Source organism: Flavobacterium sp. MMLR14_040, assembly GCF_033657265.1.
Lineage (GTDB): Bacteria > Bacteroidota > Bacteroidia > Flavobacteriales > Flavobacteriaceae > Flavobacterium.
This window is the reverse complement of sequence record NZ_JAWVWO010000005.1, coordinates 80,239-94,889: the sequence shown is the minus strand read 5'-3', so window position 1 is coordinate 94,889 and position 14,651 is coordinate 80,239. Positions and strand designations below refer to the sequence as shown.

General features: G+C 33.5%; 12 protein-coding genes. 8 read left to right on the top strand and 4 right to left on the bottom strand.

The window, feature by feature from the left end:
- Window positions 1–15: 15 nt before the first annotated feature.
- Together fbaA and accD are read left to right on the top strand one after the other, a co-directional pair.
- On the top strand, window positions 16–1,083 hold the full coding sequence (gene fbaA, locus SD960_RS08970; protein ID WP_318802351.1) for a class II fructose-bisphosphate aldolase: 1,068 nt from the start codon (window positions 16–18) through the stop codon (window positions 1,081–1,083).
- 107 nt (window positions 1,084–1,190) lie between these two features.
- Window positions 1,191–2,045, top strand: a complete 855-nt coding sequence (gene accD / locus SD960_RS08965) for an acetyl-CoA carboxylase, carboxyltransferase subunit beta (RefSeq protein ID WP_042566115.1) — start codon at window positions 1,191–1,193, stop codon at window positions 2,043–2,045.
- Between the two features lie 421 nt (window positions 2,046–2,466).
- Here the strand turns inward: accD and SD960_RS08960 are convergent, their stop codons facing one another.
- Window positions 2,467–3,714, bottom strand: a complete 1,248-nt coding sequence (locus tag SD960_RS08960; protein ID WP_318802350.1) for an ABC transporter permease — start codon at window positions 3,712–3,714, stop codon at window positions 2,467–2,469.
- A 164-nt stretch (window positions 3,715–3,878) separates the two neighbouring features.
- Here SD960_RS08960 and purH point away from each other — a divergent pair, with 164 nt between their 5' ends.
- The 6 genes from purH (at window position 3,879) to rodA (ending at window position 11,146) form a co-directional block, all read left to right on the top strand.
- A complete protein-coding gene (gene purH, locus SD960_RS08955) occupies window positions 3,879–5,405 on the top strand; it encodes a bifunctional phosphoribosylaminoimidazolecarboxamide formyltransferase/IMP cyclohydrolase (protein ID WP_318802349.1) in 1,527 nt (508 codons plus the stop codon).
- Between the two features lie 56 nt (window positions 5,406–5,461).
- Window positions 5,462–6,490, top strand: coding sequence for a rod shape-determining protein (locus SD960_RS08950; RefSeq protein WP_007804822.1), 1,029 nt, complete (start codon window positions 5,462–5,464; stop codon window positions 6,488–6,490).
- Between the two features lie 111 nt (window positions 6,491–6,601).
- Window positions 6,602–7,426, top strand: coding sequence for a rod shape-determining protein MreC (gene mreC / locus SD960_RS08945; RefSeq protein WP_318802348.1), 825 nt, complete (start codon window positions 6,602–6,604; stop codon window positions 7,424–7,426).
- A complete protein-coding gene (locus SD960_RS08940) occupies window positions 7,419–7,925 on the top strand; it encodes a rod shape-determining protein MreD (RefSeq protein ID WP_318802347.1) in 507 nt (168 codons plus the stop codon). Before mreC ends, SD960_RS08940 begins: the two co-directional genes overlap by 8 nt.
- Window positions 7,922–9,895 carry a penicillin-binding protein 2 gene (gene mrdA / locus SD960_RS08935; RefSeq protein WP_318802346.1) on the top strand — a complete coding sequence of 658 codons (1,974 nt, stop codon included), beginning with the start codon at window positions 7,922–7,924 and terminating at the stop codon, window positions 9,893–9,895. Before SD960_RS08940 ends, mrdA begins: the two co-directional genes overlap by 4 nt.
- A 15-nt stretch (window positions 9,896–9,910) precedes the next feature.
- On the top strand, window positions 9,911–11,146 hold the full coding sequence (gene rodA, locus SD960_RS08930) for a rod shape-determining protein RodA (RefSeq protein WP_318802345.1): 1,236 nt from the start codon (window positions 9,911–9,913) through the stop codon (window positions 11,144–11,146).
- 264 nt (window positions 11,147–11,410) lie between these two features.
- Here the strand turns inward: rodA and SD960_RS08925 are convergent, their stop codons facing one another.
- From SD960_RS08925 to SD960_RS08915, 3 genes are all read right to left on the bottom strand, one after another.
- Window positions 11,411–12,091, bottom strand: coding sequence for a DedA family protein (locus tag SD960_RS08925; RefSeq protein ID WP_318802344.1), 681 nt, complete (start codon window positions 12,089–12,091; stop codon window positions 11,411–11,413).
- A 130-nt stretch (window positions 12,092–12,221) separates the two neighbouring features.
- Window positions 12,222–12,563: a heavy-metal-associated domain-containing protein gene (locus SD960_RS08920; RefSeq protein WP_318802343.1), complete on the bottom strand. Its 342-nt coding sequence runs from the start codon at window positions 12,561–12,563 to the stop codon at window positions 12,222–12,224.
- A gap of 79 nt (window positions 12,564–12,642) precedes the next feature.
- Window positions 12,643–14,649, bottom strand: coding sequence for a TonB-dependent receptor plug domain-containing protein (locus tag SD960_RS08915; RefSeq protein ID WP_318802342.1), 2,007 nt, complete (start codon window positions 14,647–14,649; stop codon window positions 12,643–12,645).
- Between the last annotated feature and the right edge of the window lie 2 nt (window positions 14,650–14,651).

Here is a 14,651-nt window from a genome sequence, read left to right as displayed (position 1 = left end):
ATAAAAAAAATTACAATGGCACACAATATTAAACCAGGAGTAGCTACAGGAGATCAGGTTCAGGAGATTTTTAATTATGCGAAAGAAAAAGGTTTTGCTTTACCAGCAGTAAATGTTACAGGGTCTAGCACAATCAATGGAGTTCTTGAAACTGCAGCAAAACTAAACGCGCCAGTTATCATTCAATTTTCAAACGGAGGAGCACAATTTAACGCTGGAAAAGGATTATCTAATGCAGGTGAAAAAGCAGCAATCGCTGGTGGAATCGCTGGAGCATTGCATATCCACACTTTAGCAGAAGCATACGGTGCAACAGTAATTTTACATACTGACCACTGCGCAAAAAAATTATTACCTTGGATTGATGGTTTGTTAGATGCATCTGAAAAACATTTTGCAGAAACAGGAAAACCATTATTCAGTTCTCATATGATCGATTTGTCTGAGGAGCCAATCGAAGAAAATATCGAGATCTGTAAAGAGTATTTAGCAAGAATGAGTAAAATGGGTATGACATTAGAAATCGAGCTAGGTATTACAGGTGGTGAAGAAGATGGTGTTGACAACTCTGATGTTGACAGCTCTAAATTATACACGCAGCCAGAAGAAGTAGCTTATGCTTACGAAGAGTTATCTAAAGTAAGTCCTAAATTTACTATCGCTGCAGCTTTTGGAAACGTTCACGGTGTTTACAAACCAGGAAACGTGAAATTGACTCCAAAAATCTTAAAAAATTCTCAGGATTTCGTTCAAAACAAATTCAAAACTGGTCCAAATCCAGTAGATTTCGTTTTCCACGGAGGTTCAGGTTCTACACTTGAAGAAATCAGAGAAGGAATTAGCTACGGAGTTATCAAAATGAATATTGATACAGATTTACAATTTGCATACACAGAAGGAATTCGTGATTATATGGTTAAAAACATTGACTATTTAAAAACACAAATTGGTAACCCTGAAGGTGCTGATGTTCCTAACAAAAAATATTATGACCCAAGAAAATGGGTACGTGAAAGCGAAGTGACATTCAACACAAGACTTGAGCAAGCTTTTGCAGACTTGAATAATGTAAATACTTTATAAGAGTATTCAGTCTCAGCTTTAAGTATTCAGTTGAAAAACCATGAATACTTAAAGCTACTAAAAACTGATTACTGAAATTGATTACTGAACACTGAATACTTAGAGAGATGGCTTGGTTTAAAAGACAGGAAAAAGGGATTACGACCGCTACAGAAGATAAGATGGACGTTCCGAAAGGATTGTGGTACAAATCTCCTACTGGAAAAATTATTGACGCTGACGAATTAGCCCGAAACTTATTTGTTAGTCCGGAAGATGATTTTCACGTTAGAATTGGAAGCGCAACCTATTTTGAAATTTTATTCGACAACAACGAATTTGTTGAGTTAGATAAAAACATGACATCAAAAGATCCTTTGCATTTTGTGGATACAAAAAAATATGCAGAGCGATTGAAAGATGTAATGGAAAAAACGCATCTTAAAGACGCTGTCCGTACGGGAGTAGGAAAATCTAAAGGAAAAGAGCTTGTAATTTGCTGTATGGATTTTGCCTTTATTGGTGGATCTATGGGAGCTGTTGTAGGTGAAAAAATTGCCAGAGGTATTGATCACGCGATAAAAAACAATATGCCTTTTGTAATGATTTCTAAATCTGGTGGAGCTCGTATGATGGAAGCTGCTTATTCATTAATGCAATTAGCAAAAACATCTGTTAAACTTGCGCAGCTTGCTGAGGCTGGTTTACCTTACATTTCTTTATGTACTGATCCAACTACTGGAGGAACAACTGCATCTTACGCCATGTTAGGAGACATTAACATCTCTGAACCAGGTGCTTTAATTGGTTTTGCTGGTCCCCGTGTGGTTCGTGATACTACAGGAAAAGATTTACCTGAAGGTTTTCAAACTGCTGAGTTTCTTTTAGAGCATGGATTCCTTGATTTTATTACACCAAGAAAAGATTTAAAAGACAAGATCAACTTATATATTGATTTGATTCAGAATAACAATATTAGATAGTTTTAAACTTCTAAAAACATTTAAAATCTCATCCGCTTATTGCAGGTGAGATTTTTTTATTCTACAAACATGTCGTCCCTACGGGACTTTTTGAACCGGATGATTTAAATTCAACGGAATAAATTCCGTTGCTACCAATATGTACTTCCTACGGAACATGCTGATATTGGACATTCAAATTTCTAAAAACCCTAAGAATATTTTCTCGGGATTTTCATATATAATAAATTTTACGGCAAATAGTGGAGATAAAAAAATGACTTTAAAATTATTCGGCTAAAGCCAATTCTCTCTCTTAATTTATAACTCCAGCTAAAGCTGGAGGCAATTCATCATAAAAAAATTAGCAACTAAGTATCTCAGAACCTTTCATAAAAAAAACTTAGAACCTTAGCAACTTAGCATCTTAGAAACTTTAAAATTACATTCCCGTTCTAATCGCCTCCACAGGATCTAAATTTGCTGCTGAAATCGCAGGCAAAATCCCTGAAATTAATCCGATAAGTGCGGCTAGCGTTGTTCCTAAAATTATATTTCCAAAGCTTAAGACGAATTCAAAATCGAGCGCTTTTGTTAGAATCAATGCAATTCCCCAAACCATCAACAAACCAATGATTCCTCCAATTACAGAAAGAATTATAGCTTCAAATAAAAACTGGAATAAAATGAATCGGTTTTTGGCTCCAAGAGATTTCTGAATTCCGATTAAATTGGTTCTTTCTTTTACAGAAACGAACATAATATTAGCGATTCCGAAACCTCCGACCAAAAGAGAAAATCCGCTAATAATCCATCCCACAACATTCATCTGACCTAAAATTCCATCTATAAAATCGGTAAATCCGGAAAGTACATTAATGAAAAAGTTATCCATCTCCCCTGCTTTCATACCGCGAATTACTCTTAATTTTTGTGCAACTTCGGCTTTGTAAGCATCCATATCAATTCCTTTTACAGGTTTTAAAACTATTACAGGCGTCATAGCATCGCTGTCGCCGTACATTCTGCGAAGAAAATTTGCCGGAAAATAAACCGAAGTATCATTACTGTCTCCAAAAAATCCCGCTCCTTGTTTTTTCATTATGCCAATAACGGTAAAACGCTGTCCGTATAAACGAATGCTTTTTCCGACAGGGTCACTTTCTCCAAAAAGACCGTTGGCAATATCATATCCCAAAACAATTACCGGAGTTCCTGAATTGGATTCAGATTCATTGTAAAATCTTCCTTTATCAAAACTTAATCCGTCAATATCGACCATTTCAAATGATGACGGCACCATATTGACATCGGCAACGGTTTTTGAATCATATTTTAAACTTTCACGATTTACGAATAACTGATAACCAACCTGCTCTGTATTGTTAAGTGAATTTTTTAAGATCACATACTCGTCATATTTAACATTCGGGAATTGTTCTCTTTTCCATTGCGGAATTTCTGACGGCCCAAAACAATATTTCATTAAATAAATCGTATTTTTATCTAAACTGCTCAAATCTTTAGAAATTTTTCGATCTAAAGAATCAACAGCAGCAAGAACAGCAATAATTGAAAATATACCTATTGTAACACCTAACAATGATAATAAAGTTCGCAATTTATTATTTCGTAAAGCGTTAATGGCAAAGCTCAGACTTTCTTTTAATAACCGAAGATAAAGTAGCATATGTTTATATTTTTCAATAAAGTAAAATTCAATAAATTAAAATCAAAAACCTAATAAAAATCAACTTACTCATGAGTACATTTTTTTAGTATAATGTTACATTAAATCCTTTAAAATAATATTTAAAAAAACTACTTTTGCAGTCTGAAAATCATAACTACACAATGAGCACAACTAAAACAATACAATCGGCATTAATATCTGTTTTTTCGAAAGATGGACTAGAGCCAATCGTTAGAAAATTACACGAACAAAATGTAACACTTTACTCAACTGGAGGAACAGAAGATTTTATTAAAAACCTTGGTATTCCTGTAGTTCCTGTTGAAGATATTACTTCTTTTCCTGAAATTCTTGGCGGAAGAGTAAAAACATTACACCCGAAAATTTTTGGCGGAATTTTAAATCGTCAGGATAACGAAAGTGATGTTCAGCAAATGAAAGAATTTGATATTCCTCAAATTGATTTAGTGATTGTTGATTTGTATCCGTTTGAAAAAACTGTTGCTTCTGGTGCAAGTGAACAGGAAATTATCGAAAAAATTGATATTGGCGGAATTTCATTGATCCGTGCCGGTGCTAAAAACTTCAAAGACACTGTAATTGTAGCTTCTGTAAACGAATACAGTTTGCTTTTGGATTTGATTACAGAGCAAAACGGAGCAACAACTCTTGAAAACAGAAGATTGTTTGCTACAAAAGCATTTCATGTTTCTTCTCATTATGATGGTGCTATTTTCAACTATTTTAATACTGACGAAACGATCTACAAAGAAAGTATTGCTGGCGGTCAGGTTTTGAGATATGGCGAAAATCCACATCAAAAAGGTTTCTTTTTTGGAGATTTTGATGCAATGTTTAAAAAAGTACACGGAAAAGAGTTATCTTACAATAATTTATTAGATGTTGATGCGGCTGTAAACTTAATTAACGAGTTTAAAACTGACGGACCAACATTTGCTATTTTAAAACATAATAATGCTTGCGGTCTGGCTTCAAGAAAAACAATCAGTGAAGCTTATTTGGCAGCTTTGGCTTGCGATCCAACATCTGCTTTTGGTGGAGTTTTAATTGCAAATACTAAAATTGATTTGGCTACAGCACAAGAAATCAACAAATTATTTTGCGAAGTTGTAATTGCTCCAAGTTATGATGATGATGCAATTGAAGTTTTACAAGAAAAGAAAAACAGAATTATATTAGTTCAAAATGAAGTTGAATTACCTTCAAGACAAGTAAGAACATGTCTTAATGGTTTGTTAATTCAGGACAGAAATAATATTACAGATAATAAAGAGCATTTAAAAACCGTTACTACGACAGAGCCTACAGCTCAGGAAATAGAAGATTTGATATTTGCTTCAAAAATTTGCAAAAACACAAAATCAAATACGATTGTTTTTGCTAAAAACGGAACATTAATTTCGTCAGGAACAGGTCAGACATCAAGAGTTGATGCTTTAGTGCAGGCTGTTGATAAAGCAAAAGCTTTTGGCTTTGATTTAACCGGTGCTTCTATGGCCAGTGATGCATTTTTCCCTTTTCCGGATTGTGTTGAATTAGCCAAAAAAGCAGGAATAACAGCAGTAATTCAGCCGGGAGGTTCAATAAAAGACGAATTAAGTATAAATTATTGCAACGAAAATAATCTTGCAATGGTATTTACAGGAACACGTCATTTTAAACATTAATTTGTTTAACTTTGTTCGATAAATTATTTATAACATTTTAAACCCCTAAAAAACTTATGGGATTTTTTGATTTCATGACCGAGGATATTGCGATAGACCTTGGTACCGCAAACACTTTAATCATTCACAATGATAAAGTTGTTATTGATAGTCCATCAATCGTTGCACGTGATAGAATATCAGGCAAAATCATTGCTGTTGGTAAAGAAGCTAACATGATGCAGGGTAAAACACATGAAAACATCAAGACCATAAGGCCTTTGAAGGATGGTGTAATTGCCGATTTTGATGCTTCAGAAAAAATGATCAATATGTTCATTAAAAGCATACCAGCATTAAAGAAAAGAATGTTTACTCCAGCATTAAGAATGGTAGTATGTATTCCGTCTGGTATTACTGAAGTTGAGATGCGAGCTGTAAAAGAATCTTGTGAAAGAGTAAACGGAAAAGAAGTTTACTTAATTCACGAACCAATGGCAGCAGCAATTGGTATTGGTATCGATATCATGCAGCCAAAAGGAAACATGATTGTTGATATTGGTGGTGGTACTACCGAAATTGCCGTTATCGCTTTAGGCGGAATTGTATGTGACAAATCTGTAAAAATTGCAGGTGATGTTTTTACAAATGATATCGTTTATTACATGCGTACTCAACACAACCTTTTTGTGGGTGAAAGTACTGCAGAGAAAATAAAAATTCAAATTGGAGCCGCTATCGAAGATTTAGACGGACCTCCTGAAGACATGTCAGTTCAGGGTAGAGACTTACTTACTGGTAAACCAAAACAAGTAGATGTTTCTTACCGTGAAATTGCCAAAGCATTAGACAAATCAATTCAGCGTATTGAAGATGCTGTAATGGAAACGTTATCTCAAACACCTCCTGAATTAGCTGCTGATATCTACAATACAGGTATTTATTTAGCTGGTGGTGGATCAATGTTAAGAGGTTTGGATAAACGTATTTCGCAAAAAACAGATTTACCTGTCTACATTGCTGAAGATCCATTAAGAGCAGTAGTTCGTGGAACTGGAATGGCACTTAAAAACATTGCAAAATTTAAAAGTATCTTAATAAAATAAGATTCAAAATAACAAATCAAAATATTTTTATGAGAGTCGAATTGAATCATTCGGCTCTTATAAAATTTGAAGCCCTAAAGCATATCCTGAAACAAAATAACCGAACAAGAAATGCAGCAAATTTTTAATTTCATTATACGAAACAGTAATCGATTGCTGTTTTTGCTGCTTTTAGGTATTTCGTTGGCTCTCACAATTCAATCTCATTCCTATCACAGAAGCAGAGTAATCAGTTCGGCTAATTTTTTAAGCGGAGGTGTTTATGAAAAAATCAATCACATAAATGAATATTTGAATTTAAGAACCGAAAATGACGAATTGGTACTTGAAAACGCAAGATTAAAAAGCCTTTTATTTAATAAAAAAGACACCTCAAAAATACCTTTGGCTGACAGTATAAAAGGAGTAAAACCTGCTGATATCATTGTTTCAAAAGTAATTCATAACTCTTACAGCACTCACGAAAACTATATTACCTTAAATTCCGGAGCAAAAGACGGAGTGAAACAGGATATGGGTGTAATCAACAGTTTAGGAATTATTGGTGTGGTTGATAATACATCAAAAAACTACTCTACTGTGGTTAGTATTTTGAATATGAAATCGCAGATTAATGCAAAAATCAAAAAATCAAATCACTTTGGTTCTTTAACCTGGAATGGTAAAAGTACCGGCTATGTTCAGTTAGAAGATGTACCAAGATTAGCTTCTATAAGAAAAGGTGATACAATTGTTACCGGAGGGCAATCTGTAATTTTCCCTGAAGGAATTAACATTGGTACAGTTGATAAAATTTACATTAAAGACAAAACAAGTTTTTATGTCATAAACGTAAAACTGTTTAACGACATGACCAATCTTGGCCATGTTTATATTATTAAAAGTAAAGACCGAGAAGAACTTATTAATTTAGAAAAAAAGGAGAAAGATGAATAGCGCATTGTTAGTCAATATTTTTCGATTTATTATATTACTGGCAATTCAGGTTGTTATTTTTAATAATATGAATTTCTTAGGATACATAAGTCCTTTTCCGTATATTCTTTATATCATTCTTTATCCGGTAAACAGTAACAAATCGGGTTTAATAATTTCCAGTTTTTTACTTGGTCTTACCATGGATATGTTTTGTAATTCTGGCGGAATTCACGCAACAGCTTGTGTTATTCTGGCGTATTACAGGCCTTATATTTTTAAGTTTTCATTTGGTTTGAGTTACGAATATCAAACCATAAAACTAAACGAATCTCTAACTCCTGAACGGTTTTCATTTATTTTAGTATCCGTTGTATTACATCACATTGTACTATTTATACTTGAAGCTTTCCAGTTTAAATTTATTTGGGATATTTTACTTCGAACCTTGTTCAGTTCAGTATTTACTATAATTATTTCAATCATAATCATATATCTTATTAAGCCTAATAGACGATGAGAAAAGTTCTGCTGCCCTCTTTAATTATTATTGCAGCATCTTTGCTAGTGATCAGGATATTTTATCTCCAGATTGTTGATGATTCTTTCAAACTAAAATCAGAAAATAACGCAATTAAAAAAGCGTACGATTACCCGGAAAGAGGATATATTTATGACCGAAATGGAAAATTATTAGTGGCCAATCAGGCTTCTTATGACATTATGGTTATTCCTCGAGAAATCAAAGAAAACCTTAATGTTGTTGAATTCTGCAATTTACTAAGCATTACTCCCGAAGAATATTATAAAAGAATTGCAAAGGCAAAAGTTTATAGCCCTAGATTACCATCTGTTTTTCTTGCACAGTTAAACAAATCAGAATTTGCTGCTTTTCAGGAAAAGATCAGAAAATATGAAGGTTTCTATTTTCAGAAGAGATCGCTTCGTGATTACGAAGTAGATTATGGTGCCAATATATTTGGTTTTATAACACAGGTAGACGAAAGATTAGTTGCTAAAAATCCATATTATAATAGTGGAGATTTAATAGGAAAACAAGGAGTTGAGCAAAGTTACGAAGAAATTCTACGCGGAATTAAAGGTGTAAAATACATTCAGAAAGATAAATACAACCGAGAAATTGGTTCTTACAAAGACGGTAAATACGATACCATTGCCGTTGCCGGAGAAGACATCAACTTAACCATTGATGCAGAACTTCAAAAATACGGTGAAGAACTAATGATTAATAAACGAGGAGGAATTGTTGCTATTGAACCTAAATCTGGTGAGATTTTAGCATTAGTAACTGCTCCATCTTACGATCCGGGAATTTTAGTAGGAAGACAAAGATCTAAAAACTACACGCTTTTATATCACGACTCGATTGCAAAACCATTGTATGACAGAGGACTTTTGGCGGAATATCCTCCAGGTTCTCCATTTAAAATTTTGACCGGTTTGGTTGCATTGCAAGAAGGCGTTATCAACGAGCAGACCACTTTTATGTGTCACCACGGATTTAGTTACGGTAGAGGTCGTTTTATGAAATGCCACGGTTTTGGTCCGCATCAATTAAATAACGGGATATACAACTCATGTAATACTTATTTTGCTCAGTCTTACATGTTAACGATCAACAAATATAACAATCCGGGAAAAGCTGTAGATGTTTGGAGCAATCACGTAAAAAGTTTCGGTTTAGGACAATTTATGGGATATGATTTGCCTACCGGTAAAAGAGGAAATATTCCAACTTCTAAAACGTATAAAAAAATATATCCTAATGGTGGCTGGAGAAGTACCACTATCGTATCAAATGCTATTGGTCAGGGAGAGGTTTTAATGACGCCAATACAATTAGCAAACATGATGGCCACTGTAGCAAACGAAGGTTATTATTACACACCTCATATCATTAAAAAGATCGAAGGCAAAAAAATCGACGCTAAGTTCACGACCAAACACGAAACTACAATTGATAAAAAGTATTTTCCGCCGGTTATAGCAGGATTATTTGATGTATATAATAGAGGAACAGCTTATGGGCTTAGGGTTGAAGGTATTGACATTTGCGGAAAAACAGGAACAGCAGAAAACTATGCAAAGATAAACGGTAAAAGAGAAAAACTAAAAGATCACTCGATTTTCGTGGCTTTTGCTCCAAAAGACAATCCGAAAATTGCTATTGCAATTATGATTGAAAATGGAGGTTTTGGCGCAACAGTTGCCGGACCAATTGCCAGTTTGATGATCGAAAAATATCTTAGAAAGAAAATTACCAGAACTGATTTAGAGGTTCGTGTATTAAACAAAAGCTTAGCAAGCGAATATGCCAAATTAGGAGGAATGAACGAAGCAAGTGCTATCGAATCAACTCCAAAAGATTCTGTTTTAAAAGCTAAAATAGTGGTGCCAAAAACACCAACAACAGCAGTAAAGAAAACAGAAATTAAAAAAACAGCCGTAGACACTACTAAAGAGAACTAATAAGGATTATTTCAAATGAGAAATCAAAGTGTAAAAAATAATATTGATTGGATAAGTGTCTTTATCTACATTGCCTTAGTAACTCTGGGATGGCTGAATATATATTCCTCTTCCCTATTGTCTACTGATGGTACATATCAAAAACAATTAATATTTATTGGCTGTACAATTCCGTTAATATTTGTTGTTCTGTTTGTAGATGGTAAGTTTTACGAAAAATATGCCAGTATTATATTTGGTGTTTCCTTGTTATCCTTAGCGGGATTGTTTCTTTTTGGGAAAACAATAGCCGGACAAAGATGCTGGTATGCTATTGGAAGTTTCACCATTCAGCCATCTGAGTTTGCAAAAGCCGCTACATCATTGGCTTTGGCTAAATATTTAAGTGATAGTCAGATTAACTTAAAGGAAACAAACAGACAAATTCAGGCATTGGCCATTGTTTTTTTACCTGTACTTTTAATTTTACCACAACCCGATCCCGGAAGTGCTTTAATCTATAGTATTTTTATTGTTGTTTTGTTTCGAGAAGGATTGCCATCATGGTATGTCTGGACAGGTTTTATAACAATTTTATTATTTGTATTAACGCTGGTCTTAGAACCTTATGTCGTTATACTAATTGCTTTAGGAGTATTAATAATTATACATTTCAAAGGCCGGGCAGTAGATCGAAATCTACTTTTAAGCACGATACTTTTGGCTTTGATTTCAGGTTTTGTTTTGTCTGTCGATTATGTTTTCGACAACGTTTTTAAACAGCACCATAGAGATCGTTTTAATATTTTACTAGGAAAATCAGTTGACATGAAAGGTATCGGATACAATACCAATCAATCTGAAATTGCGATTGGATCTGGCGGCTGGATAGGAAAAGGCTTTTTAGAAGGAACTCAAACTAAAGGAGGTTTTGTACCGGAACAACATACCGATTACATTTTCACTACTGTTGGAGAAGAATGGGGCTTTGCCGGATCACTGGTTGTTATTCTTCTTTTTGCAGGATTGCTTTTAAGGGTAATATATTTAGCCGAAAGACAGAAAACAAAATTTAGCCGGGTATACGGTTATTGCGTTGCCGGAATTCTATTTATTCACTTTTTTGTAAATATAGCAATGGTTGTGGGGATCTTCCCTACTATAGGGGTTCCGTTGCCGTTCTTTTCGTATGGAGGTTCCGGACTTTGGGGATTCACTATTTTATTGTTTATCTTCTTAAAAATGGATGCTAACAAGGTTAATGAATGGTAGACATACATTAAATTTCAATTGATATAAAAAAATCCAGGCTCTATGACTGGATTTTTTTATGCTTATATTTTACTTCCGAATTTAAAAACCATCTATCATCTCTATAGAAAAGGTGTAAACACTAAATGTTGTGGAGAACATGAATTTTGCATTCTGATTTTATCCCTACGCAGACTTTCAAATTGATCTTATGCAATCAATTTTGGCTTATAAAAAAAGGTCCGAAGTTTAAAACTTCAGACCTTTTTTTATATATGATTTCAATTATATTTTTTCAATTGGTCTTTTCTTCAATAATTTAAGAAGAACCGGGAATGTAGAGATTATTACAATTATAATGATGATATATTCAATATGCTCTTTTAAATTTATTCCTTGTTTTAAAAACACTCCATATAAGTAATGGCCGGAAAAAATCAATAAGAAGGACCATAAAAATGAACTCAGAACATTATAAAACATAAATTTCTTTTTATCCATCGAAACTATACCTGCAATAATTGGGGCGAAAGTTCTAAAAATAGGTAAAAACCTAGCGTAGATAATAGCCTTTCCTCCATACTTTTCAAAGAAATCTTTTGACTGTAATAAATATTTCTTTTTGAACCAGAAAGAATCTTCTTTCTTAAATAAATAATATCCGCTTTTAGCACCAAACCAATAACCGGTCATATTTCCCAGAACACCCATTATAGCAACCAAAATTGAAAGTATAAAAACATTTATAAAATCACTTGGAATATAAACTACATTTTGAATTAAATCACGACTGTAAATACCTGCCAAAAACAACAAACTATCTCCCGGAAGAAAAAAACCAGCAAAAAGTCCAGTCTCAGCAAAAACTATAAACAGAACAATATACAAACCAATTTGGAAACCTCCAATGCTTAAAGTAATATAGAATTCAGGGTTAATTAATTGGGTCCAATCAAAATTATTCATAAAATGGTTTGGTTACATTTATAGTTGGTGAAAGTAACAATAATTTACTTTAACCACAATAAAATACGGTATTTTAAAGATAAATTAACTATTAAAGAAGCCCAAGCTATCAAACTTGGGCTTTACATTATTAACCTCTTTCGTACTTACAACAAGAGTGCAAATTGTCGTAATCTTCCTGAGTTGCTTTTACTTCTTTTGTGTCGTGACCTACTTTAGCAATGGCTATATTTAAATCGGCAGGCGAAGATTTCTCTTCATTTAATATTACACTTAATTGATGTGTGTTAATATCCCAATTGGCCATTTTTACTCCGGGAACACTATAAGCCGCTTTTTCGATTCGCTTTTTACATTGCTCACAATTTCCGTTTACCTCTGTTGTATATTTTAAGTTCTTATTTTTTTTAGTTTGGGCTTGCGCCGAAAATCCTAAAAAAGTGATCATGGCAATTAAAATTAAATTTTTCATATATTATTATTTATTGTTATTGAATTTGATATTGAAATTGTTATTGAATTTGATTTTTGATATTGAAATTGTTATTGAATTATTTTATTTTAAATCTTAATCCTGCGTAATACATTTGTCCGTAAATAGGTGCATATGCAATCGAAGCGTCAAAATTTGGACCAAAAGGATCATCTGCTCCTAAAATAGCTTTTTCTTGTTTATAGTTTCCAATATTTTCTCCACCAATATAAACTTCAAAAACAGGAGAAAAAACTCTTGTTACCTGAATATTCATTACAGCATAAGAAGGAGAAAAATCAGGAAATTGATCTGCAGCAGGATTTGTAGCTGTGTATGGCAATTGCTGTTTTCCTGACCAGTTAAAAGTATAGTCAAATTTCCATTGTTTATCATCGTTAAGATTGGTTTCGTATTCCAGATTTCCTAAAAAACGATGTTTGGCCTGCAGCGGACGCTGAAAAGTTCCTCGCAAGTAATCGGTCTGAATGTCATAATATTTATAAGCCGTACGCAAATTCAGATTATGTGCTAACTCATAATTAAACTCAACCTGAAGACTATTCGCAAATGAATTTCCTTTTAAATTATAAAACAAAACTTCCTGCGGACTTTGCATTAAATCGACAATGGCCTGATTCTGAAAATCGGTTCTGTAAAAATCAAAACCCGCATCGGCATTTTTATTAAAAAGTTTGAATTTTTGAGAGAAACTAATCCCGTAATTCCATGCAATTTCAGGATTTAATCCATAGGTCTTTCCGTTATGATCTAAAATTGAAAAAGTTCTTGAACTTGCGAAAAGCTGTTGATTTTCGGCAAAAATATTGGCAGAACGTTTTCCTCTTCCTGCAGAAAAACGAATTACTCCATTCTTCCAGGGATTGTATCGCAGGTGTAAACGTGGCGTAACGAAAAAACCAAGGCGGTTATGATTATCAACCCTTCCTCCTAAAATCAAACTAAAATTATCGGTATTGTCATATGTATATTCAAAAAATGCTCCAACTGAATTATCAATTCGGCTATAGTCATTTACATTCACAAATTCCTGATATTGATCGTAAGTGAAGTTTAAACCCGTTGTAAATTTATGTTTGGTATTATTGATAATCGAATTGAAAATTAAATTCGAATAATAACTATTTTGCTTAATATCATATTGGTTTAAACCAAAATACGAATCTTGATTATGGCTATTAAACGCATTTTGAAAACCGATACTCTGATAAGGCATATCTTTAAAAACATAACCAATTTTGGTAGAAACCTCAAAACGTTCGGTATTAATTTCTGATCCCCAGTAATTCGTTGTCCCGCGATCTCTGTCTTTATCAAAATCGACTTCTCCGGTTTGTTTTTTATCATTCATATATCTGAAATTGATAAAACTCACCAATCCACTTTCGGGATCATAATACTGATATCTGTTTAAAACATTAATTTGTTTCCCTAAAGGATTATCTAAAAATCCGTCATCGTTCATGTCATTTTTTGCTACTCGCGTATTTCCGTGCACCAACAAACTTGTCGCCCATTTATCAGATAATTTTTTATTGAAATGGATATTCAGTTCAAAACGGGAATCGGTAGATCCATAAGCATTCAGAAAAAACGGGATGTCGCTTAAAGGTTTTAAAAGCTCTGTGTTTATTTGTCCCGAAATACTTTCGTAACCGTTAATAACACTTCCTGCTCCTTTGGTAATCTGAACGCTTTCTATCCAGGTTCCGGGCGTAAATGATAATCCGTAAACCTGAGAGGCACCACGAACCGAAGGAATATTTTCTTCGGTAATCATTAAATACGGACTTGTTAAACCCAACATTTTAATTTGTTTGGTTCCTGTTAAGGCATCAGAAAAATTGACATCAATCGACGGATTTGTTTCGAAACTTTCGGCCAGATTACAACACGCCGCTTTCAGTAATTCTTTACTGGTTATTGTGGTTGTATTTGCTGTAAGCGTATAGGATTTTTTAATTCCTTTTTGCTTTTTTGTAATTTTCACTTCTTCTAAATCTTCTTGCGAAAACACAGAAACAGAAAGCAAAATCATCACAAAAAGCATGATATTTTTTTGCATAA

Excerpts from the sequence above, each read along its gene's own strand:
- SD960_RS08920 (WP_318802343.1), bottom strand. The coding sequence starts at position 12,563 with ATGAAAAATTTAATTTTAATTGCCATGATCACTTTTTTAGGATTTTCG.
- SD960_RS08960 (WP_318802350.1), bottom strand. The coding sequence starts at position 3,714 with ATGCTACTTTATCTTCGGTTATTAAAAGAAAGTCTGAGCTTTGCCATT.
- purH (WP_318802349.1), top strand. The coding sequence starts at position 3,879 with ATGAGCACAACTAAAACAATACAATCGGCATTAATATCTGTTTTTTCG.
- fbaA (WP_318802351.1), top strand. The coding sequence starts at position 16 with ATGGCACACAATATTAAACCAGGAGTAGCTACAGGAGATCAGGTTCAG.
- SD960_RS08915 (WP_318802342.1), bottom strand. The coding sequence starts at position 14,649 with ATGCAAAAAAATATCATGCTTTTTGTGATGATTTTGCTTTCTGTTTCT.
- rodA (WP_318802345.1), top strand. The coding sequence starts at position 9,911 with ATGAGAAATCAAAGTGTAAAAAATAATATTGATTGGATAAGTGTCTTT.
- accD (WP_042566115.1), top strand. The coding sequence starts at position 1,191 with ATGGCTTGGTTTAAAAGACAGGAAAAAGGGATTACGACCGCTACAGAA.
- SD960_RS08950 (WP_007804822.1), top strand. The coding sequence starts at position 5,462 with ATGGGATTTTTTGATTTCATGACCGAGGATATTGCGATAGACCTTGGT.
- mrdA (WP_318802346.1), top strand. The coding sequence starts at position 7,922 with ATGAGAAAAGTTCTGCTGCCCTCTTTAATTATTATTGCAGCATCTTTG.
- SD960_RS08925 (WP_318802344.1), bottom strand. The coding sequence starts at position 12,091 with ATGAATAATTTTGATTGGACCCAATTAATTAACCCTGAATTCTATATT.
- SD960_RS08940 (WP_318802347.1), top strand. The coding sequence starts at position 7,419 with ATGAATAGCGCATTGTTAGTCAATATTTTTCGATTTATTATATTACTG.
- mreC (WP_318802348.1), top strand. The coding sequence starts at position 6,602 with ATGCAGCAAATTTTTAATTTCATTATACGAAACAGTAATCGATTGCTG.